The organism is Streptomyces sp. NPDC044064 (assembly GCF_056434245.1).
In genome coordinates this window covers 23,119-41,552 of record NZ_JBWKFN010000048.1, presented here as the reverse complement: position 1 = coordinate 41,552, position 18,434 = coordinate 23,119, and the positions used below count along the sequence as shown (strand labels likewise).

The window sequence follows — 18,434 nt, the reverse complement described above, 5'->3', positions numbered from 1 at the left end:
ACCTTCGACCACGTGATCCATGCAGGCGCGGCAGAGGCGCGGGTTCAGTTCAGTTCCAGCACGCCCACCGTTTGGTCTCCGCTGGTCTCTCCGGTTGGCCGGAAGCCGAGTGCCAGGTAGAAGCCAGTTGGGCCGTCCGCTCCGGGATGCCAGGTGGTCGTCAGGCGTGTGCCTCCTCGGCGGCGGATCTCGTCGGCTACGGACTCCACTGCGAAGCGTCCGTAGCCTCGGCCCTGCTTTCCGTCCGCGATGTTGAGACGCCAGAGTCCGGAGCGGAAGTCGGTGCCTCGGCCGGTCCAGTCGATGTCGAAGAAGGCCATGAGGAACCCGACGACTTCGTCGTCTTCGCAGATCAGCCGGGGCCAGGCGCTGCCGGGATGGACGTATGCCTCGGCAAGCGACTTCACCACGGGTGCCACCAGCTGTTCCTGGTCGGGGCGGACCCTCAGGTTGATGGCGGTCTCAAAGTTGTCAGCGGTGATCTCTTGCAGGTGCAGCGAGGGTGGCATGTCCACACTCTAAGAGCTCCTAACGGAATGAGTTGCGGGTGCTCACAGCTTGGCGGGACCCAAGCGCCCCCCTCGACTCACGCGCAACCAATCGGTTGCGCATCGAGTTCCGGATGTGCAACCTTTGGGTAGCGCATCCGGATGAGATGAGGTTGCAGTGATCCCCGACACGATCGAACGTGCCATCCTGATCAATGCCTCAAGGGAACAGGTCTGGTCCGTGCTGAGCGAGCCTGCTTTCCTCGGCCGCTGGTTCGGCAATGGAGTGCCGGTCAAGATCGACCTGCACCCCGGCGGCCTCCTGGTCTTCGATCACGGCATCCACGGCGTCATTCCCGCCCGTATCCAGACAGTCGAGCCGCCGCGGGTCCTGTCCTGGCGGTGGTCTCAAGGCGCCGCAGGCGAGGAACCGGACGACTCGAACGCCACTCTGGTCGAGTTCACCCTGACCGAAGACGACTCCACGGGAGGCACCCGGCTCACCATGGTCGAGAGCGGCTTCGCGCACCTCGGGCTGCCCACCGAGGAGGCCACCGACCGGCACCGAGCCAACAGCCAGAACTGGCCCGGCAAGCTCGACCAACTCCGCGCGGACTGCGCGCAGACCGCACCATGACCCGCACCACCGGGGGCGAACAGGCTCCCGATGACGTCCTGGTGGCCCTGGCCGACCCGATCCGCCGAGAGGTCCTGGCCGTCCTTGCCCGCGAAGGTGGCGCGACCTCGACATCCCTGGCGGCAAGCCTCCCCATCACCCGCCAGGCAGTGGCCAAACACCTGGCCGTCCTCGACCGCGCCGGACTGGTACGCGCCCACCGGGCCGGACGCGAGGTCCGCTACGAAGCCGACCTGCAACCACTTAGGCGGACAACGCGGTGGATGGACACCCTCGCCGCCCAGTGGGAGCACCGCCTGAACGCGATCAAGGATCTGGCAGAGGAAGCCACTGGGCCCTGAGCCCCCGCAGCGCCGTCTCAAAGGCCCATCGCAGTGCGGAGTCCTCTCCGGCAGATCAGTGCGCATCCCAGGGTGAGGAAGGCTTCGTGGATGCCATCGCGTATCTCCCAGCGGATCCGCAGGCGGCGGAACCAGTGCAGGTGGGCGAAAGTGCACTCCACGACCCAGCGTTGGATGCCCAGGCCGGAGCCGTGCTCGGTGCCGCGGCGGGCGATCAACGGTTTCACGCCGAGATCCCAGACCAGTCGACGGTACTTCTCGTGGCCGTAGCCGCGGTCGCCCAGCGCCAAGCACCACGTCCCGGCGGCGCCGGGGCCGGCCACGCTTGCCCCGCACGGGCGGTACGGCCTGGAGGGGCGGGATCAGCTGGCCCGGGATGCCGGGCCCGGCGCTCGACGCTGGGCAGCAGCGACTCGATCACCGCCCACAGCGCGCCGTCGACCTCCCACGGCTGAGGCCGCGCCACCCCGCACCCCCTGATCATCAGTCTGGGAGTTATCCAGCCAAGTCGAAGATCATTTCGTCAGGAGCTCCAAGCAGGCACTGCAAGTGATTTTCGGAGGGTGGTGCCCGTGATCAGCCGACGGGGCGGTGCCTCTTGTCCAGTCGTCGGTTCGGGAACTCCTTCGGCTGAGGCGTCCGGTCATCATGGTGATCAGTGCTCAGTTCAGGTGGGCGGCTCCTTGGAACCGGCCGGCTGCCAGGCGGGATCGACACGCACCGCACCAGTGGCAGCATTCAGCACCGCCTGGTGACAATGCGAACGCGCTTCCGATGAGCCAACTATCCTGGTCCGCAGCAGCACAGGGGGAAGGACAGCGCATGGACTGGTTCTGGTGGGTTCTCATCGTCTTTTGGACGGGTGGCTTCGCGTGGGCAGCGGACAACGTCCGAACCGCACTGCGCAATCGGCATGAGCGCAAGTTGCAGCTGCTGGAGGCGGCGAGACAGGATCGTTTGGCCGTCGAAGCAGCGAACAAGTCTCCGGAGCCGGTGTGCGGATGCACGCACCATCTCGCCAAACACGACAAGCAGGGCCAGTGTCACGAGCGCGTCGAGGTGCCAGTGGCCTGGGATGAGAACAAGAAGCCGCTGCGTTACGAGGCTGGACAGTGCAACTGCCAGCAGTATGTGGGACCGCAGCCCCTGTCGCAGGTGTTCGCGGAGGACCTGACAGATCTCGCCTGACCAGGACGGCGAGGCGTCTCTCCGTACATGAACGGCGACGCGGGGCCGCGGTTGTGACGTGGGTGTGGTGGTCCGCTTGTGCCAACGGCGAAGGCGACGGCGGTGTTCTGCTCATCCACCTGTCGGTCGCGGCACTGGCGACGGATGCGGCGGGCGCAGGTGAGGACCGAGGCGGTGCAGGCCGGCATGACGGCCAACTGCCCGGAGGAATGCGGACGGTCACGGACGGCGACGTCGATCGTCCTGGACCGGCTGCTGCTGATCACCGATCCCGACACCGGGTTGGGGGTGCTGGAGGCGGTCCGACGGCTCCGCGTCCCGGCACCGCGCACTCGTCGCTCCCGACGGCGCGCCGCACTACGCCGGGTATGTCGCGTACCGGGGAGTGATCGACGAGACGGAGCTTCCGGATGAACTGCTAGCGGTCTTCCGCGACCGGTTCAGTTTCTACGACGGGGATCGCACCCAGTTCCTGTGCTACTTCACCCCTGGCGACTTCGGCGCGGCAGCGCAGGGCAGCCGGCGTATGAACTGGGTGTGGTACGTACGGGCCGACGCGGCCGGCCTCGAGCGCATCACCACAGACAGCGAGGGCACCGCCCACGGACTGTCCCTGCCCCCAGGTCTCATCGCGCCTCAAGTCCACGCCGAACTCCTGTACCCTGCAAGGATGTTGCTCCCTGAGCCCCTGCGCCTGCTCGTGCAACATACTCGTGAACCCTTCGCGCAGGCGATCCTCGACGGGCAGGTCACCCGGATGCGCAGCGACCGGATGCTGCTGACCGGGGACGCCGCATTCGTCGTACGCCCTCACACGGCGGCCAGCGCTGAGAAGGCAGCCGCCGACGCCATCACCCCCTTCACCGCCCTCCAGCAACTTCTCTCCCTGGAGGCTGCCTTGGCGGCATGGAAGAAGAACCGCCTCGCCGAGGGAACGGCCCTGTACCGGCACGGCGTCGGCCTCGGACAACGGCTCGGTCTCAACGGCCCCACGCCGAGGACGGCAGCCGCCGTCGGCCCGACCCGCTGAAGCCCCGCAGGCGACGCCTCAGGGTCGCCCCTGCTCCGGGCGAAAGCCCGCCATGGTGCCAGGGTGCTCCCCCGTCGGCTGGAGCACCTTCGGGGGAGATGAATTCGCGCAGACTGTCGCGGCGGGCTGGGTTCCCGGGGACCTCAGGTCGCTTCCTGCCCCCTTGCCGGCAGGTCTGCGCCGTGAGGTCGACGCCAAGACCCGCCCGGTGTGGAAGAAACTCAGGGCGCTGCCGCGGGCCAAGCAGCTCTCGCGGATCGACGCGATGCGCGCCGTCGCGCTCTCCTGCAGGGCGACGCGTTCCACGTGCTGAAAGGCGGTGCGTCCCGGTGAGATGGCTGACGCTGACGCGCGCGGTGGCGTCACAGGTACCCTCGTCGCTCGTCGCGGGGGTGATCAGTGCGGTGGCGGTGTGGGCACCCGCCCGGGGCGGCAGCGGTGGGCCCGGCGATCCGCGGCTGCCCGTGCTCGCCCTCGCTGTGGAGGCGGTGGCAGCCTCGATCGGGCTCAGCGGGCAGGACCTCGCGCTGGACCTGACGGCCGCGATCCTCTGGGTTCCCCGCAGAGCGGCGCACGTGCTGCTCTGCGGCGCGGTCGTGTGGGCACGGTGCTGCTGACAGTGCAGGCGATGGGCGAGGGCATAGCCAGATGGGCGAGGACATGGCCACCGTCGCGTTCGTCGCCCGGGACAGCGCGGGCTTGATGGGACTGGTCGCTCCGGGCGCGACGATCTCGGGCGGCTGGTGGGCCTGAGCACCGCCTTTCGCCTGGGTCTCGTTCTCGTTCTTCGCCCCACCCGCGACGAGTACGCCGATGCAGGTGGCGAGCTGGATGCTGCTGCCGCCCGGTACGGCAGCGGGCACCTGGACGGCCCTGGTCCTCACAGTTGCCGCCACCGCGGCATACGCCGTCGCTGGGCCCAGACGGTGACGACCGCGGAGCGGCCGCGTGCGGTAAGCGCACGCGTGGGACGCGTTCTGCCGTGCGATCCCCACGGTTGCTGCGGCTGTCGCAGCGGCGCGGGGAGATGGTCGTGCCCCGGCCCGTGTCCGGTAGTGCCTGGCGCATGACGTAGGCTGGGCGCACGCACCGACGCGGGGTGGAGCAGCTCGGTAGCTCGCTGGGCTCATAACCCAGAGGTCGCAGGTTCAAATCCTGTCCCCGCTACCAACGCACCGGCCCTCCTCGACACCAACGTCGAGGGGGGCCGGAAGCATCTGGGGCACCTGACCTGCGGAACGGGGTACGGGGTACTAGCTCAGGCGAGGGCGTCGCGGAGGTAGGTGGGCAGCATCTGGCAGAGTGCTGGATCCACCGTCCGACTGCGGGTGGGAAGTTCGTCCGCTGTGACGGTCAGGCTCTCGCCGTTGCCGGTGCGGACGACTGCCCGGAACGTTTCCCCACATCGGACCGGACCGCGCGCGAGATGACCGGCCAAGACGGCACGGCAGAACTCGGCCGGGTCCGCGTCGGTGGTCGCACGTCCGTAGCCCTTGCTGATCCACACACGGCTGAACGGTTCGTACAGCTGGACCTCCCACACCAGGCAGGCAGCATCACTCTCACGGGACATGACTGCGATCATGCCCTGGACCACCCCCCGTACCGCCCCTACCAGCCAGTACTGTCCGAAAGAAGGCGATGCCGCCACTCGGCCACCTGCTCCCGCAGCGCCTCGGCCGTCCCGTGCGGGCACCCGTTGTGGCGGCACATGCGCCATTCCTGCCCTTCGACGCAGTCGTCCATCACCCGGGCGATCGGTAAGGGCTGCCACGCGCGGATCGTAGCCGCCGGGTGCCGACAGTCGCGCACCATGCGCGCACTGCACCGGGGTCGACGGCGTACCGGTACGTGCAGGGCGCGCGGTGCGGTGAGTGGTACACGATGCGGGGCACTCCCCCACCCGCTCGTGCACTGTCCCGCCCCACTTCATCGCCAACTTCATCGCCGGCTGCTGTCGGCACCACGCGGCTTGCGCTGACCGCACTATCCGGCCGCGGTAACCGGAACCTCACGAGCGGCCCGGTAGGCGGCGATGAGGGCCGTGAGCTGCCGGTTGAACCCCTCGGCCTCCTGCAGGGCCGCCTCCGGCATCGGATCGTCGGCGCCATAGCCGAGAGCCGGGCGGCCGGCGAGGTGCTCGCACAGAGCGTCCAGGCGCTCAAGGAGGGCGGCGCGGCGCGCCTGCTCAGGGCTCAGCGACCGCATCCAGGCAAGGCGTTCCACAGCCGTCTCCGGGCGCACAGGCAGAGAGCGGCGGATACCATCGGCCCGCTCGGCGAGAGTGTTCCACACGGGCCGGCGCAACATCGCGATCAGTACGTCAGGGACGGGTTCCACGGTGGTGGGCGTCATGTCCCCCACCGTCGCAGGGGGCACTGACAACGCGGCGCAGCCGGGACGCGAGGTCAGCCGTCCGGGCAGCGCACTGTAATGCAGTCGGGTCAGTCCAAGGCGTTGCGGTCACCGCCGGGCCCGAGGCAGGAACGCGCCAGCTGGTCGGGACGTCGTCGGATCGGACGGAAGCTTCCGAGGCGTCTCTTCCTCAGCCCGCAAGCTCGCGGAGCAGCTGCGCGCCATCTGCCCGTGCCGCCCGGGCATCATACGAAGTCGGCAGCCGACTCCATCCTCAGCAGGACGTCCCTCCATTCCGCGCCGGACAGCTGCATGGCCGCCCGCCGCAGGTCAAGGGGGTGACCTGCGGCAAGCGATGCGGCGATCTCCAGCACGGTCAGATGGGGGCCCATGGTGCCGGGCTCTCGGCGGTTGTCGTCCAGCAGCTCGGGCGTCCGCAGCAGCTTCAGGACACCCGCCCAGTTCACCGAAGTCGGGCGGTCGTACGGCTCTACGGCGTCCAGCGTGGGCTCCTCGATGAAGCGGCGCAGCCAGTAGCCGCCGCGGAAGGAGGCGAGGACCACCGTCGCCCTTCTCATCTGCTGATTGCCCACTGACTCCACAAGCTGGCGTGCCATGATCGCCGCTTGGGGGGCTTGCAGAACGGACAGCTCGTCGGCCTGATTGGTAGTCATGCTGCCACTATGCGGCGGCTGGAGAGAGGGGCTCTGCGCGGCGCCAGCCACCGTCACACGAACAGACCAGGCCGCTTTGCCCAGGGGCTCCCGGACCCTCACGGCCGGTAGGAAAGCGGCGGTGGCACGGCGGCACGGCCCGGCAGAATCGGTGACCCCATGCCGAGAGCCTCGCGCAATCCACAACCCAGCACCATGCCCGGATCAGAAGCCTGTCCGCTCCAAAAAGGGAGCGCAGAAGCGCCGCCGCGCTGCGAAACTGTCCCGATGATCACCGTGCCTGCTGCTGTGCTGGATTCGTTGTACGGGCTCGCGTTCGGCGACGCCTTCGGTGACCGGTGGTTCGGCATCCTGCGCCGGGACGGTCCGGCAGACCTGGAGGCTCGGACGTTGCCCCCGGAACCGCTGTGGCGGTGGAGTGACGACACCGCCCAAGCGCTCGTTCTCGTCCGGGAACTCGCCGAGGGTGGCGGCACCGTCGACCAGGACCGCCTCGCCCTACGCTTCGCGGCAGCCTACGCCGACGACACGCACCGCGGGTACGGAGCCTCGATGCATGACGTGCTCCGCCGGATCGGCGCGGGCGAGCCCTGGCAGGAGGTGGTCGCCGGACAGTTCGGCGGCCAAGGCTCCTGGGGCAACGGCGCAGCCATGCGCGCCGCCCCGCTCGGCGCCTGGCACTCCGCCGACCTCGATGCAGTCGCTGAGCAGGCCGCCCGCCAGGGCGCGGTCTCGCACCACCACCCGGAGGCGGTCACTGGAGCGGTGGCGGTCGCCCTCGCCGCGGCGCTGGCCACCCGCAGCCGGGGCGAGCATGCCCCGGCCAGGTCGGACTTCCTCCAGGCAGTCGCCGAACGGCTCCCCGACAGCGACGTCCGGTCGGGAGTGCGGGTCGCGGCCCGGATGCCGGACCACACCTCGGTTCGGCATGCCGCGGAGGTGCTGGGCTCCGGGTACCAGATGTCAGGGCCCGACACGGTCCCGTACGCCCTGTGGTGCGCGGCGGGGCACCTCGACGACCTGCACGAGGGCCTGTGGTTCACGGTCGCCGGTCGCGGCGATATCGACACCACCTGCGCTATCGCGGGCGGGGTGATCGCCGCCCGCACGGGCGTCGCTGCCCTCCCCCCTGCCTGGCACGCAGCCTGTGAACCGCTGCCCCCGGTCGTCACGGAGTGAGAACTCCTGTCGGGATGAGTTCAGGCATCTCCAGCAGATAAGTGCGCATCCGAGGGTGAGGAAGGCTTCGTGGATGTCGTCGCGGATCTCCCAGCGGATCCGCAGGCGGCGGAACCAGTTCGGACCGGCAAACGCGCCCTCCACAGCCTGACGTTGGGTGCCCGGGCGGGAGCCGTGTTCAGCGCCGCGGCGAGCGATCAGTGGCTTCGCTCCGAGGCCCTATACGAGTCTGCGGTACGGGTCGTGGTCGTCCAGCACTTACGTACGGACGGCGCCCGCGCCGGCCGCGGCTTTCCGCAAGGGCTGCACCTAGGGTGGCGTGCTGGAAGACACGAATGGCGGGCTCGTCCCGTGTACGTACGCCATGCGGGGGCGATGGCTGGCAGCGGGTGGCCGGTCCGTCTCCCCTTCCTGGCGATGCGGTCGTGCTGTCCGACGGTACTCGCGCGGTCGGCTCGGTGAGGATCGCGACGTCCACGCGCACGACTGCGGCAGCCGTACCGCCGGCGGTCAGTCCCTCCGCATCCGTTGCTCAATCCCGAGGAGGTGGAATTCGCCAAACCCGAGCCGTCGGGCGAGGGCGTCACACTCGGCGTACTGCTTCTCGGTGAGGTGCACGTCCATTGTCTCCAAGGACCGCAGAAGCAGCCGGAGCCCCAGCTCACAGTCAGCCGAGCAGACGCCGGGCGTCCTCGCCCAGCTCCGCGGCCTCCGCGGCCTCCGATCCGTCCGCCGATTCGGTCGCGGCCTCGAGCGCCGACGCCCCGTCGAGACGACCGCCCACAGCGCACAGCCGCTCCGTCAGGCCGGTGAGCCCGAAGTCGTCGCAGTAACCGAGTTCTGCGTACCTGGGCTGTTCGTGTGTCACGACTCCGGTTCCCCCTACTTCCGGCAGGCCGTCTTGACGACGAATCCGCCTCGGCCTATCAGGTGACCGTTCACTTTGATGAGGATCACCGCGCAGACCGCCATGCGCTACGTGGCTGAGAAGCTGTGTCACATCCTATTTTTGCAGGTCACGGCGGTCTGAAGCCGGTGGTGATCCTGTTTGCCGTTCGGTTGGGCGTCGATGGTCGCCGTTCCGAACGGCAGCGGCAGCGTGGTGGTCTTCAGGCGGTGGCGAGGGTGGCCGGCAGCGCCTCGGTCTGGCGGCGGGGGCGGGCCAGGCGGCGGGACATGAGCGTGATGAAGGCCCACTGAATATGGGCTTCGGCGTGGGACATCAGCCGCTCGTAGTCCCGTGCGTTGCGCCGGGCCCGCATCGTCCACGAACTCGACCGCTCCACCACCCACCGCTTCGGCAGCAGAACGAACCCCTTCGCGTCCTTGGGACGGGGAACGACCTTGATCGTGATGCCCAATGTGTCCTGGGCCCAGGCACTGAACTCCTCGCCGCCGTAGCCGTTGTCAGCCCAGACCAAGACGATCTCGGGGTGTTCGGCGTGGAGGCGGGTCAACAGGATGCGGGCCGCATCACGGTCCTGGACGTCGGCGGGTGTGACAAGCAGGTCGACGAGCAAGCCGTCTTGATCAACAAGCAGGTGTCGCTTCCGCCCGTTTATGTGCTTGTTCGCGTCATATCCTCGCGTCGCGTTCGACACGGTTTCCGCGCCCTTGACGGACTGGGAGTCGACGATCACCCGGACCGGCCAGGCGCAGCGCCGACGGCGTAGCCGTAGCCGTCGACGGAGCTGGTCAAGGATCTGCTTAAGGACGCCGGCCTTCGCCCAGCGGGCGAAGTAGCCGAATGCGGTGCGCCACGGGATGCCGAAGTCGGCGGGCAGCGCGCGCCATTTGGCCCCGTTGTTGGTGATGTACCTGATCGCGTCGACCACGCGTCGGCGGGGCCACTTCTCCGGGGCGCCGCCCTTCGTGGTCTGGCAGGCGGGCATCGGGAGGAGAGGTTCCAGGAGAGCCCACTCGACGTCGGTGGTGTCGGAGGGATAGCGGTAGCGGGGCAGCAGCATGACGGTGCCGGGCCGCGACCGGTGGGTGGGGCCAACTGCGGGACGGTCACGGCCCGTTGCCTCTCGTGCTTCGGTTCACTCCAGGTTGGCCAGGAGCTGGAGGGTGGACTCGATCGCACCCATCTGCGCCATGACCGTGCGGATGTAGGGGTCCTCAGGGGTCTTCTTATGGTGTGGGAGGAGAGTTCCGGCGATGAAGTTCTCCACCCGGTGGTGGACAGCCTCGAAGAACGCCCGCTCGTAGCCGATCCACACCTCCGGCGCGTCGTCCAGCATCCGGTATCCCCACCGTTTGTCCCAGGTCACTGGCGGAAGGTTCTTCGCCGCCGCGACCTTGCGCAGATGCGCGAGCCCGCTGTGGACCTGCGCGCGGGTGCGTTCGGTGGCGGCCATGAGCTGGGTGATGGTCAAGCCAGCGGGACGGGCTTCCAGCAGGGCGCTGAGGATCGCTTCGGCGTGGACGTGAGCGGGGACTCCCCGCCCCATCGCCTACTCACCCGAGCCCTTCAGCAGCTTCTGGAGCTGCTCGTCCAGGTCGACCTCGCCGCGGGTGACGGCGTTCTCGATCCAGTCGGCCGCGGCGCGTACCCGTGCCAGGCCGCGTCCGATGGTGTCGCGTTCGGCGTCGTCGTAGTGCTCGCCGCGCAGGCTGGGAACGATCCTGCCGGCGGTGGTGACGAACTGCGCACAGGCCGCGACCAAGTCCATGAACTCGGCGCTGTGCTCCATGCGCTGGAGCTGCGGGGCAGCCTCCTCCCGCACGAACTGGGCCTGCTGGCGGAACCGGTCGAACTGGGCTTCGTTGACCGCATGCCGGGCGGTGTCGTCGGCCATGGCTTTGTCGGCGACCGCCGGACGGCGGAGGAAGTCGGTGGTGACCACCGCCGCGACCGCGTCGTCGGTGGCCAGGTCGTGGATCGCCTCGACCTTCTCCTGGACGCTCTCCGGGGAGTCGACCTTCCAGCCCACCACGCGTTTCGCGCTGTCGTGTGTCCACCGCGGCTGCCCGCCGCGCGGGCTGGCCGGGGGGTTGGTGACCGCCTCGAAACGCTCCTGCTCATCAGGGATGCTGGCCAGGATCTTGTGGATGGTGTGCGAGACCTCCGCCTGCCGGCGCTCCTTCGGCCAGCGAGAGGACACCCACCGGTAGCTGCGGACCGTCGTATAGGCCAAGCCGACGTCTTCGGCGAACATCCGGATGGCCTCGCTGACGGTGAACAGGTCATCCTTCCCGGACGGATTCGCGCCTCCGTACGAGCGCATCGGCTCGATCTCCATGGCGGCGTCCCCGAGACGCCACTGGACGGTGCTCATCGTGGCCACCCAGTCCCGCCCCAGCTTGACCAGCTCGTCGTAGCGTTCCCGGGTCACACTGCCGATCATCGCGGGCATCCGGACATCACCCCCGGCGGTCCCGGGTGCGGCACCCTGTTCATGCCGTCAACTCGCCCCGGCAGGCCGTCGCTTCGCACCATCCGACCGGCACCAGAAACCCGCCAGGGCGCACGGTCCCACAGTGAAGCACGATGAGGGCCGTCGAATGCGCGGGCTCACAACCCGGCGCCCGCCGCGCGCCGCCTGTGCCAGGCCCGTTTGCGGCAGCGGGGAGAGCAGTACCGTGCCGAGATGGCACGGGCGACCCCGACCATCCACGACGTCTCGCACTCCGGGCAACTGGACGTCACACCGGCCTGGACCGCCTCGGTCCGCGCCCGGGTCCGCCGCATCCGCCGCCAGTGCCGTGACCGGCATACCGAGGAGCAGAACACCGCCGTCGACTTCGCCGACGGCATCAGCGGACCACCGCACCCCTGGCACAACCGCGGTTCGGTTTCGTTCTCCGCGATGACGACCAGCCGCAGCCGGGGGACTCCGTCCCTGCCCATGCAGTCACCGTACAGACAGTCAGCCTGCTGCACCTCCCCCGGCGGCTTACGGCTTTGGGTCAACTGGATTTCTCTTGTCCCGGGGTGTCAGCTCGGAGAGCGGCACGACGCGCGGAAAGACGCATCGATCGAACCTGTTCAGCAAAGGAGATAAGACGCTTGCGTACTTCAGATTCCACTTTGAGGCGACGTGTCAGCAGATCCAGTTTCTCCTCCGAAGGAATCGCCTCCCCGTTTCCGTATGCAGTCAGCCAGCGGACGCTCATGCCAGTGAGATGCGCCACTTCCCACATTTCGTGTGAGGCCATAACTTCCTTGATCTCTGCCGCTAGCTGTTCTTGTTCAGAGATGGGGAGAAGCTTCAATTTTCTCGACTGAGCTTTGCGAGGTCCGCGGCGCTGTGCACGCTCCACAGCCAGAGCGCTCCGGCGACTGTCCCAGCGGCTAGTCTCTTCGTCATTTTCATCGGTCCAGGTTGCGATCAGGCAGTACAGCACGTTGCTGGATGGCAGTCGTTTACCCGAGATGGCCGCATAAGCGGCAGACCGAGAACACCCAACAGGTAAAGAGTAAAGGAATCGGACATCTGACTCATCGTTCCTGAAGAAGACCCGAACGCCTCCATACTTTTCCCCGAACTCCTTAAGGTCCCGGGAAAAGCTCTCCAGTGAGTCTTGTTCCGGACTTGGATTATTCAGCTCCATTGGCTGTCACCCTCTTCTGAGTCTGGGGCCCTGCGCCGCAATGATTTAGACGCGACGCAGGGCTCAAACCGTTACTTGGTTTCCTTTGCTACTCCCTGCCTCGGTTTTCTTGGGGTCGTCCGAGGAGGCAGTTCAGCACGCGCAGGGCAGCCCTTCGCCTGGCGGGCTGTCGTGACCACACCGCTGGAAGAGCAAGTCCGAGGAACATCACGGCAATCAGGCCGCAGAGGCCAACCATCGGCCAGAAGATGACGCCTTGATCGATGTTGGCTGCCGCGGTTCCGATCGCGGTCGTCGTCACGCCGGCCAGGGCGATCCGTGGGATCCAGGAGCCGCTCTGCCGCAGTTCGGTGGGGTCCGGTGGAGGCAGGGCGTTGCCTCCCGTAGGGTCAGTGTTGATGAGGTCTCCTTGATCAGCGATGGAATGGATCTCGTCGGCGGCCTCCCGTGCCAGCGGGGGGCCGCAGCCATGCCCGGCACCCCTCCAACGATCGAAGTGCCGAGGCCGCACACCATACCCACCTCGTCTCAGGTGACGCAGAACTCCATGGAGCGGATGGCCGTTTCAGCAGTTCAGACACCAACTCCAATGTCTTGCATATGTCTTGCGTGTGTCTTGCCAACTTCTTCAGTCTGTCCTGGAATTGTCCTGAGTCTGGCCTGGTCGCATCTGAACTTGCGGGCAGACCGAGGCGGCCTCAAAGGCTGCGAATGGGATCATCACTGCGCGTGTAGTCGAACAACGGCCAGCAACCGACCATGCCCCCGAGTCCCCGTATCGATCAATGGCTGCAGTACGGCGCCGGTGTCATTTTCTTGCCTACGCCGTGCGGCGAAGTCGCCCGAGAGTGCTGACCTGCACCGAATAGCCGCTCACTTTGTCATGTGGGGATCAGGAACAGCTTCTGAGGCGTATCCGGAGTTGTGTGCCAGTACATCGGTGCGCACACGGACGAGATCAGTCCCAGTCGGACGGTGGCTGCTTGACCCTGCCGCCTGTGTGCGGCAGCTGCACGTAGTTGTCGGCGCCGGGGGGAAGGGCAGAAACGCAAGCTGCCGAGCAGGTGTTGACCAGGAGAGGCAGGACATCCGTGGCCACCCGCAGGGAGATCCAGACTTGGTGAAGCTTGCCCTGCTCGACAGGGCGATCGCAGACACTGCACCCACCGATGGCTGTGGCTCCCCAGCGCCGGGCATCGAGCGCTGTTGGGTCGAGATCAGCAACGGAGACCTGAGGCGGCTGTAGTCGAGGGAAAGGAGGACGGAGCTTGTAGTTCCCGAACAGCGCGCGAGTGCTCACCGTGCTCCGGACCAGTCTGGAGCACCGGGTGATCTCGTAGGGAAACCAGTGCAGCCGGTACGAGGTGTAGGGGGTGAACTCCTCCAGGCTGCTCATCGCACCGATCTCGGGTGGTATTCGGACCAAGTTGCTGCCATAGAGCACGAAGCTCTTGACCGCTGTCAGCTTGGCGATACTTGGCGGCAGAGTGATGACCTGCCGCCGCTCCTCGGCGCTGAGCTCGACCAAAGGACGAAACTCCTCCCGCCCGTCGTCCGCAGCCTCGTCGATCAACTCCAGCAGACGCTGCCACCCAACGGCCGAGGTGTTCTGGCGCTCGGCGTGGAAACCGACACGGGCCAGCGAATGCGGCTTGGCCTGGTCGAAGCACATGCACTCATCCCGGTAGGAAGCGCGTCCTACAGATGCCGGGTCCGATGTGTCGCCCCACTGGTTCACAAAGAGTCTCGCTTCTCCCTCTTCCGCCATGTGCCCAAAGATACGGTTTTTCATCTGGCCGATCAGTGCTTATTGCTGGTAGAACCCACTTTCCGTGTCGACCTCAACGGTGGACAGGCGACCGGATTCGTCGTCACATCAATCCCGGAATCCGCGCACCCGCGCGGTTTCGACGCCGACCACTGCAGGGGCATCAACGACGGTCTCGGGTACGCGGCCGGTGACGTCGTCCTCGCCTCATTCGAGGTTCGGCTCACCGCTTGGGCGGGCCGGCGCGCCGTCGTCGGTCACCCAGGAGGCGATGAGTTCGCGGTTGTCCTGGAGCTGCGTGGGCAGATCGGCGGGCTGCGCGGCGGCCCGGGAGACCTTCCGGTCGGACCAGGCGGAGGTGTCGATCCCGTCACCGGCGCGGGCACGCAGCTGCAGGTGGCTGCAATCCGGCGCTGCCGACGCGATGGAGAGCCCCGCGGTGGCCACGGCCCCGGGCACGAACACGGCGGTCGGTCCGGCCCAGGTGTGGGTGGTGTCGACGAACGCGGGGTCCTGCTGGACGTCGAACTCCGTCACCAGGGAGGATTCGGCGTCGTTGTCGCCGGCCTAGGCCCTGGCTTCTTCACCATCTGCCGGCCAGGGCCCTTGCGGATGGTCCAGGGTGGTGCCGTCAGAATTCCGCCCGAAGGCGGCCTCCAGAACAGCGGGGAGGTCTGCCTCGGGGACCGTGGCGCGCACCTCCGCCAGGACGTGAGGGAAGGTGTCATCGTCTATGGCGCCCATGTGCTCCTGACGGAGTTGGTAAATGATCTCAACGAGTTCGGGCCTCAGCCGCATCCAAGCACGGGAGGTGCGGATTTCTTCGTCGGCCTGGTGCATGAACCAGCGCATGACCTCGTAGGGAACTTCCACGTGTGGTTCATGCGGGTTGAAGCACACCGTCGGCTCCCGAGCCGGATCCTCGTCGGGGATGATTGCGGTCACGAGATTCCGTTGCCCGGCCACAAGGTCCAGTTCCAAGTACCAGGCGTCATCGGGCACGGAGTACATCACGGTGATCGTGTAGTCGCCGTCGGGGTGTCGGAAAGCCATTGCCGCATGCTGTCACGCTGGGCGGAGGGCGTGCCTCTCCATTACGCGACCCGTACCCGGGCCCATATGAGGATGGCGGCAAGGCGGAGTACTGCCCGGTAGATGATGGCGAGCTTGTCGGTTCTCATGGCCAGGCCCCGCCACTGCTTGAGCCGGTTGATGCATCGCTCGACCGTGTTCCGCTGCTTTTATGCCTCGGCGTCGAATCCGGGCGGGCGGCCACCGGTGCGCCCTCGACGCAGACAGTGACCGACCTGGTCGGAGGGCTGGGGGACGACAGCTCGGATCCAGCGGCGGCGGAGATTCTTCCGGATCACGCGGGACGAATGCGCGCGGTCCGCCAGAACGGCCTCCGGCCGAGTCCCCGGTCTCCCGGGACCGCTACACGGAACACGGATGCCTGTCATGACGGCCTCGAAGGCCGGCGCGTCACCCGCCTGCCCTCCGGTGCCGCGGAGGGACAGCGGCCGTGCACGGCTGTCGCCGGCGAGGTGGACTTTCGTGCTCAGGCCGCCGCGGGAGCGAACGAGCGCATGGTCATCAGGTTCGGCCCGGTCCTGCGCCCCTTTTTCCCGGCGCCGGCGGCGTGCTGGGGCGCGCGGCACACCGTGGAGTCCACCGACACGGCCCAGCCGATGTAGTCAGCGTCGTCGGCTGCTGCCAGGAGCGCAGCCAGGATCCGTTCCCAGGTGCCGTCCACGGCCCACCTGATCAGCCGTTTGTGAGCGGTCTGGAACGAACCGAGCTCATCCGGCAGGCCCCGCCAGGGCGAGCAGACGCGGTACTTCCACGCGATGGCCTCCAGGGTTCGACGGTGATTGGCCCACCACCGACCGCGGACCGGATCGGCTGGCATCAGCGGCTCGATCCGGGCCCACATCGCACCAGTGATCACTAATCGGACGAACACATCCGATCAACTGACCAACCGACCGATGAGACACGCTCTACGCCTGGAGGGTGGGTGCCAGCGACTCGGCGTTGTGAGCGCAGTTCCTGCTTTGAGCGGGCTGACATTCAGTGCGCTCAGGACCGGCGGGACGGAGATGTAGGTGACGATCAGCGGCGTTTCGGTGGCCGCGTCGTGCGATCCGTCAACGTAGTTGGCGGCACGGTAGCGGCGCCAGGCGAGGGGATCGGCCTCGTCCACGGCCGCGGGCCGGACGTCGTAGTGGACCAGGAAGAGACGGCCTGGGGCCTGGATTGTCGGTGGCCCATGGCACAGTGCACCGCATGAACGAGGACATGCACGGCGCCGCGCTGATAGACCGGGTGATCGAACGGGTCCGGGAGCAGGGCTGGCCCACCTGCGACGCCCCGGACCTCGATGAACCGGTGCCGCTGGCGCCCGAGGTGCTCGACCGGCTGAGGCTGCCCGGCGACCGGCCGCTGCCGCCCAGCCTCCGTCGCTGGCTGGCCTTCGACGGCTCCTGGCTCGCCGACGTCGGCTGGTACGAGGACCCGGCCGAGCCCGTTTTCGGAGACCGGGGGCTGGGGGCGACGGCGGAGTGGATGTACGGCTCCTGCGGCGGCATGGCCGCGATGTTCGGCGACTTCGAGGAACTGCTGCCCGCCGTGTGCCTGCCGCTTGTCGGCGGCAGCGACTCGCGCCGCCTGCTCTACCTGGGCTCGCCGGACTCCACGGGCGAGTACCCGGTGCTGGTGACAGATATCGACGACCTGCCGTACGTGGCCGTGATGTACCCCGGTCTCGACGTGTACCTCGCGGACCTCGCCGACGTCCTGGACCTGGACTTCGACACCTACACCTCGCTCGCCGCGCACCCCGAGTACGCCGCGCGTATGGCCGAGCACGCGGAGAACACCGGACTCGGCCCGGACGGACTGGAGTTCCACGAACTCGACCTCTTCGACTAGGCACTCTGCTACGGATCGCCGGTGGAGCTTCGATCGTGGCCTACGTCGAAGCCCTCGTCGCGCGATGCCCGGACGACGTTGATCGCTGATGCCAAAGCCGACGCGGTAGACCGTGGCGGTCTTCTCGTAGCAAGTGGCCAGGCCGCGTCATTGCTTGAGGCGATTGATGCAGAGTTCGACAATGTTTCGTTGCTCGTAGGCCTCGCGGTCGAATCCGGGCGGGCGCCCGCGGCTGCGGCCCTTGCCCTTGCGCTTGCGCTTGCGCTTGGCGAACTGGTCGGCACGAAACACAACGGGCAACAGCGGCTGTCAGCGGCAGGATGGACCTCGCGGTCAGCCCACCACGAGTCCGTCCGATCGCATGGTCGGCAGGCTCGTCAGCCGGGGCCCCTTTTGCGGGCCCCGGCGCAGTTCTGGTGCACGCGCACGGTCGTGGAGTCAACCGCAACACCCCAGTCCAAGTCACCGTCGGCATCAGCCTGCGCGAGCTGCGCGGTCAAGACACGTTCCCAGGTGCCGTCGACAGCCCAGTTTCTCAGCCTCGTATAGACGCCCTTGCACGAGCCGTACTCGGCGGGGAGGTGCACCCACTGCGCGTCGGTCAACAGCACGGCCAGACCAACGACCCGACGATCGGAGAGAAGCGCCCTTGCCCCCATGCCGGGGCGACGCCGTCGATGTCCCAGGAAACCTGCCCTGCGGGGCAGTTGGAGTTGCAGCCTCTGGCCGCCTTGGAGGCGAGAGGGGACGTGGTGGTCGTGCCGCCCGAGCACTCCAAGCTCGGTGCCAGGCGGTTCCCCCAGTGATTGCCGCTGGACCGACCCTACGTCCTGGCCGTGGATGAGCAGGTGTATCCGGCGACGTTCGCACCGGTGCGGCCCGATGGCACGGTGCTGCTCGCGCCGGTCACTTGCGCTCCAGCGCGGCCAGCCGCAGCTCGAGCTGGTCAACTCGGTGCCGTAGCAGGGTGACCTGGGCTTCCAGGCTCACTTCTCGCTCCGCCCTGCGCTGAATGCGCGGTGATGCGGCGGCGCGCTCGATCACCGCGTCCAGCCGGACCAGGCGCTGCGGCCCGTTGGGGCCGTCCACCAGCCGGGACTGGATCTCGCCGTTGCGGTACCAGGACCGCAGGGCCGAGCGGGAAACGCCGGTCTCGGCTTCCGCCTTGGCCAGCGTGACCCAGGGTGTCTCGTCCAACTGCTCGAACAGCTCCAGCTCGTTCTGCCAGCGCGCGAGGCGGTCCTCCCAGTCCGACGGTGTCTCCATCACACCCTCCCTTCAGCACG

The 18,434-nt window shown here is 67.7% G+C and carries 24 protein-coding genes, 1 tRNA gene and 3 pseudogenes; 10 read left to right on the top strand and 18 right to left on the bottom strand.

The window, feature by feature from the left end; all coding sequences use genetic code 11:
• Positions 1 to 44: 44 nt before the first annotated feature.
• The gene (locus tag AC07DS_RS43745; RefSeq protein ID WP_479154306.1) at positions 45 to 509 is read right to left on the bottom strand and encodes a GNAT family N-acetyltransferase; all 465 of its coding nucleotides are present in this window, start codon (positions 507 to 509) and stop codon (positions 45 to 47) included.
• A gap of 157 nt (positions 510 to 666) precedes the next feature.
• Between AC07DS_RS43745 and AC07DS_RS43740 the strand changes: the two genes are divergently transcribed.
• Together AC07DS_RS43740 and AC07DS_RS43735 are read left to right on the top strand one after the other, a co-directional pair.
• Positions 667 to 1,125, top strand: a complete 459-nt coding sequence (locus AC07DS_RS43740) for an SRPBCC domain-containing protein (RefSeq protein ID WP_479154305.1) — start codon at positions 667 to 669, stop codon at positions 1,123 to 1,125.
• Positions 1,122 to 1,466, top strand: coding sequence for an ArsR/SmtB family transcription factor (locus AC07DS_RS43735; protein WP_479154304.1), 345 nt, complete (start codon positions 1,122 to 1,124; stop codon positions 1,464 to 1,466). The genes AC07DS_RS43740 and AC07DS_RS43735 overlap by 4 nt, the downstream gene beginning before the upstream one ends.
• 17 nt (positions 1,467 to 1,483) lie before the next feature.
• Here the strand turns inward: AC07DS_RS43735 and AC07DS_RS43730 are convergent.
• Positions 1,484 to 1,835 (bottom strand): annotated as a pseudogene (locus AC07DS_RS43730) (IS5/IS1182 family transposase); the annotation flags it as partial.
• Positions 1,836 to 2,288: 453 nt separating this feature from the next.
• On the opposite strand from AC07DS_RS43730, the gene AC07DS_RS43725 reads away from it, so the two are divergent.
• The 5 genes from AC07DS_RS43725 to AC07DS_RS43705 all read left to right on the top strand — a co-directional run bounded on the left by AC07DS_RS43725 (position 2,289) and on the right by AC07DS_RS43705 (position 4,854).
• Entirely contained in the window at positions 2,289 to 2,654 is a 366-nt protein-coding gene (locus tag AC07DS_RS43725) for a hypothetical protein (protein WP_479154303.1), read from the top strand.
• A 268-nt stretch (positions 2,655 to 2,922) separates the two neighbouring features.
• Positions 2,923 to 3,684, top strand: coding sequence for an FAD binding domain-containing protein (locus AC07DS_RS43720; protein ID WP_479154320.1), 762 nt, complete (start codon positions 2,923 to 2,925; stop codon positions 3,682 to 3,684).
• Between the two features lie 163 nt (positions 3,685 to 3,847).
• The gene (locus AC07DS_RS43715) at positions 3,848 to 3,997 is read left to right on the top strand and encodes a hypothetical protein (protein WP_479154302.1); all 150 of its coding nucleotides are present in this window, start codon (positions 3,848 to 3,850) and stop codon (positions 3,995 to 3,997) included.
• A gap of 43 nt (positions 3,998 to 4,040) precedes the next feature.
• A complete protein-coding gene (locus tag AC07DS_RS43710; protein WP_479154301.1) occupies positions 4,041 to 4,301 on the top strand; it encodes a hypothetical protein in 261 nt (86 codons plus the stop codon).
• A 476-nt stretch (positions 4,302 to 4,777) separates the two neighbouring features.
• Positions 4,778 to 4,854, top strand: a tRNA-Met gene (locus tag AC07DS_RS43705).
• Between the two features lie 88 nt (positions 4,855 to 4,942).
• Here the strand turns inward: AC07DS_RS43705 and AC07DS_RS43700 are convergent.
• From AC07DS_RS43700 to AC07DS_RS43690, 3 genes are all read right to left on the bottom strand, one after another.
• Complete coding sequence (locus AC07DS_RS43700) at positions 4,943 to 5,257, bottom strand: hypothetical protein (RefSeq protein WP_261386877.1); 315 nt, start codon at positions 5,255 to 5,257, stop codon at positions 4,943 to 4,945.
• 413 nt (positions 5,258 to 5,670) lie between these two features.
• Positions 5,671 to 6,039 carry a hypothetical protein gene (locus AC07DS_RS43695; protein WP_479154300.1) on the bottom strand — a complete coding sequence of 123 codons (369 nt, stop codon included), beginning with the start codon at positions 6,037 to 6,039 and terminating at the stop codon, positions 5,671 to 5,673.
• A gap of 245 nt (positions 6,040 to 6,284) precedes the next feature.
• Complete coding sequence (locus AC07DS_RS43690; protein ID WP_479154299.1) at positions 6,285 to 6,713, bottom strand: CBS domain-containing protein; 429 nt, start codon at positions 6,711 to 6,713, stop codon at positions 6,285 to 6,287.
• A gap of 267 nt (positions 6,714 to 6,980) precedes the next feature.
• On the opposite strand from AC07DS_RS43690, the gene AC07DS_RS43685 reads away from it, so the two are divergent.
• Positions 6,981 to 7,892 (top strand): ADP-ribosylglycohydrolase family protein, encoded by a 912-nt coding sequence (locus AC07DS_RS43685; protein WP_479154298.1) that lies wholly within the window; start codon positions 6,981 to 6,983, stop codon positions 7,890 to 7,892.
• A 667-nt stretch (positions 7,893 to 8,559) separates the two neighbouring features.
• On the opposite strand, the gene AC07DS_RS43680 is transcribed toward AC07DS_RS43685, so the two are convergent.
• The 7 genes from AC07DS_RS43680 to AC07DS_RS43650 form a co-directional block, all read right to left on the bottom strand.
• Positions 8,560 to 8,760, bottom strand: a complete 201-nt coding sequence (locus AC07DS_RS43680; RefSeq protein WP_479154297.1) for a hypothetical protein — start codon at positions 8,758 to 8,760, stop codon at positions 8,560 to 8,562.
• 241 nt (positions 8,761 to 9,001) lie between these two features.
• On the bottom strand, positions 9,002 to 9,859 hold the full coding sequence (locus AC07DS_RS43675) for an IS5 family transposase (protein WP_479154296.1): 858 nt from the start codon (positions 9,857 to 9,859) through the stop codon (positions 9,002 to 9,004).
• Between the two features lie 75 nt (positions 9,860 to 9,934).
• Complete coding sequence (locus AC07DS_RS43670; RefSeq protein ID WP_479154295.1) at positions 9,935 to 10,252, bottom strand: hypothetical protein; 318 nt, start codon at positions 10,250 to 10,252, stop codon at positions 9,935 to 9,937.
• Positions 10,253 to 10,348: 96 nt separating this feature from the next.
• Entirely contained in the window at positions 10,349 to 11,251 is a 903-nt protein-coding gene (locus AC07DS_RS43665) for a DUF6192 family protein (protein ID WP_479154294.1), read from the bottom strand.
• Positions 11,252 to 11,409: 158 nt separating this feature from the next.
• The gene (locus AC07DS_RS43660) at positions 11,410 to 11,745 is read right to left on the bottom strand and encodes a hypothetical protein (RefSeq protein WP_479154293.1); all 336 of its coding nucleotides are present in this window, start codon (positions 11,743 to 11,745) and stop codon (positions 11,410 to 11,412) included.
• A 59-nt stretch (positions 11,746 to 11,804) separates the two neighbouring features.
• On the bottom strand, positions 11,805 to 12,449 hold the full coding sequence (locus tag AC07DS_RS43655; protein ID WP_479154292.1) for a hypothetical protein: 645 nt from the start codon (positions 12,447 to 12,449) through the stop codon (positions 11,805 to 11,807).
• Positions 12,450 to 13,407: 958 nt separating this feature from the next.
• On the bottom strand, positions 13,408 to 14,241 hold the full coding sequence (locus AC07DS_RS43650) for a leucine-rich repeat domain-containing protein (RefSeq protein WP_479154291.1): 834 nt from the start codon (positions 14,239 to 14,241) through the stop codon (positions 13,408 to 13,410).
• Here AC07DS_RS43650 and AC07DS_RS43645 point away from each other — a divergent pair.
• Positions 14,218 to 14,451: pseudogene (locus AC07DS_RS43645) on the top strand (hypothetical protein); the annotation flags it as partial. The gene AC07DS_RS43650 and the pseudogene AC07DS_RS43645 sit on opposite strands and share 24 nt — an antisense overlap.
• Here AC07DS_RS43645 and AC07DS_RS43640 read toward each other — a convergent pair.
• The 3 genes and pseudogenes from AC07DS_RS43640 to AC07DS_RS43630 form a co-directional block, all read right to left on the bottom strand.
• The gene (locus AC07DS_RS43640) at positions 14,425 to 14,754 is read right to left on the bottom strand and encodes a hypothetical protein (protein ID WP_479154290.1); all 330 of its coding nucleotides are present in this window, start codon (positions 14,752 to 14,754) and stop codon (positions 14,425 to 14,427) included. The pseudogene AC07DS_RS43645 and the gene AC07DS_RS43640 overlap by 27 nt on opposite strands.
• 30 nt (positions 14,755 to 14,784) lie before the next feature.
• Positions 14,785 to 15,270 carry a hypothetical protein gene (locus AC07DS_RS43635; protein ID WP_479154289.1) on the bottom strand — a complete coding sequence of 162 codons (486 nt, stop codon included), beginning with the start codon at positions 15,268 to 15,270 and terminating at the stop codon, positions 14,785 to 14,787.
• A 41-nt stretch (positions 15,271 to 15,311) separates the two neighbouring features.
• Positions 15,312 to 16,180 (bottom strand): annotated as a pseudogene (locus AC07DS_RS43630) (IS5 family transposase).
• A gap of 323 nt (positions 16,181 to 16,503) precedes the next feature.
• Here AC07DS_RS43630 and AC07DS_RS43625 point away from each other — a divergent pair.
• Positions 16,504 to 17,148: a hypothetical protein gene (locus tag AC07DS_RS43625; RefSeq protein ID WP_479154288.1), complete on the top strand. Its 645-nt coding sequence runs from the start codon at positions 16,504 to 16,506 to the stop codon at positions 17,146 to 17,148.
• Positions 17,149 to 17,295: 147 nt separating this feature from the next.
• Here AC07DS_RS43625 and AC07DS_RS43620 read toward each other — a convergent pair whose 3' ends face one another.
• The 3 genes from AC07DS_RS43620 to AC07DS_RS43610 all read right to left on the bottom strand — a co-directional run bounded on the left by AC07DS_RS43620 (position 17,296) and on the right by AC07DS_RS43610 (position 18,414).
• Positions 17,296 to 17,439, bottom strand: coding sequence for a hypothetical protein (locus tag AC07DS_RS43620; protein WP_479154287.1), 144 nt, complete (start codon positions 17,437 to 17,439; stop codon positions 17,296 to 17,298).
• Positions 17,440 to 17,525: 86 nt separating this feature from the next.
• The gene (locus AC07DS_RS43615; protein WP_479154286.1) at positions 17,526 to 17,921 is read right to left on the bottom strand and encodes a transposase; all 396 of its coding nucleotides are present in this window, start codon (positions 17,919 to 17,921) and stop codon (positions 17,526 to 17,528) included.
• A gap of 133 nt (positions 17,922 to 18,054) precedes the next feature.
• On the bottom strand, positions 18,055 to 18,414 hold the full coding sequence (locus AC07DS_RS43610; protein WP_336114730.1) for an excisionase: 360 nt from the start codon (positions 18,412 to 18,414) through the stop codon (positions 18,055 to 18,057).
• Positions 18,415 to 18,434: the final 20 nt, after the last annotated feature.

Excerpts from the sequence above, each read along its gene's own strand:
- AC07DS_RS43745 (WP_479154306.1), bottom strand. The coding sequence starts at position 509 with ATGCCACCCTCGCTGCACCTGCAAGAGATCACCGCTGACAACTTTGAG.
- AC07DS_RS43735 (WP_479154304.1), top strand. The coding sequence starts at position 1,122 with ATGACCCGCACCACCGGGGGCGAACAGGCTCCCGATGACGTCCTGGTG.
- AC07DS_RS43725 (WP_479154303.1), top strand. The coding sequence starts at position 2,289 with ATGGACTGGTTCTGGTGGGTTCTCATCGTCTTTTGGACGGGTGGCTTC.
- AC07DS_RS43700 (WP_261386877.1), bottom strand. The coding sequence starts at position 5,257 with ATGTCCCGTGAGAGTGATGCTGCCTGCCTGGTGTGGGAGGTCCAGCTG.
- AC07DS_RS43695 (WP_479154300.1), bottom strand. The coding sequence starts at position 6,039 with ATGACGCCCACCACCGTGGAACCCGTCCCTGACGTACTGATCGCGATG.
- AC07DS_RS43690 (WP_479154299.1), bottom strand. The coding sequence starts at position 6,713 with ATGACTACCAATCAGGCCGACGAGCTGTCCGTTCTGCAAGCCCCCCAA.
- AC07DS_RS43685 (WP_479154298.1), top strand. The coding sequence starts at position 6,981 with ATGATCACCGTGCCTGCTGCTGTGCTGGATTCGTTGTACGGGCTCGCG.
- AC07DS_RS43675 (WP_479154296.1), bottom strand. The coding sequence starts at position 9,859 with ATGCTGCTGCCCCGCTACCGCTATCCCTCCGACACCACCGACGTCGAG.
- AC07DS_RS43670 (WP_479154295.1), bottom strand. The coding sequence starts at position 10,252 with ATGGCCGCCACCGAACGCACCCGCGCGCAGGTCCACAGCGGGCTCGCG.
- AC07DS_RS43665 (WP_479154294.1), bottom strand. The coding sequence starts at position 11,251 with ATGCCCGCGATGATCGGCAGTGTGACCCGGGAACGCTACGACGAGCTG.
- AC07DS_RS43660 (WP_479154293.1), bottom strand. The coding sequence starts at position 11,745 with ATGGGCAGGGACGGAGTCCCCCGGCTGCGGCTGGTCGTCATCGCGGAG.
- AC07DS_RS43655 (WP_479154292.1), bottom strand. The coding sequence starts at position 12,449 with ATGGAGCTGAATAATCCAAGTCCGGAACAAGACTCACTGGAGAGCTTT.
- AC07DS_RS43650 (WP_479154291.1), bottom strand. The coding sequence starts at position 14,241 with ATGAAAAACCGTATCTTTGGGCACATGGCGGAAGAGGGAGAAGCGAGA.
- AC07DS_RS43635 (WP_479154289.1), bottom strand. The coding sequence starts at position 15,270 with ATGGCTTTCCGACACCCCGACGGCGACTACACGATCACCGTGATGTAC.
- AC07DS_RS43625 (WP_479154288.1), top strand. The coding sequence starts at position 16,504 with ATGAACGAGGACATGCACGGCGCCGCGCTGATAGACCGGGTGATCGAA.
- AC07DS_RS43610 (WP_336114730.1), bottom strand. The coding sequence starts at position 18,414 with ATGGAGACACCGTCGGACTGGGAGGACCGCCTCGCGCGCTGGCAGAAC.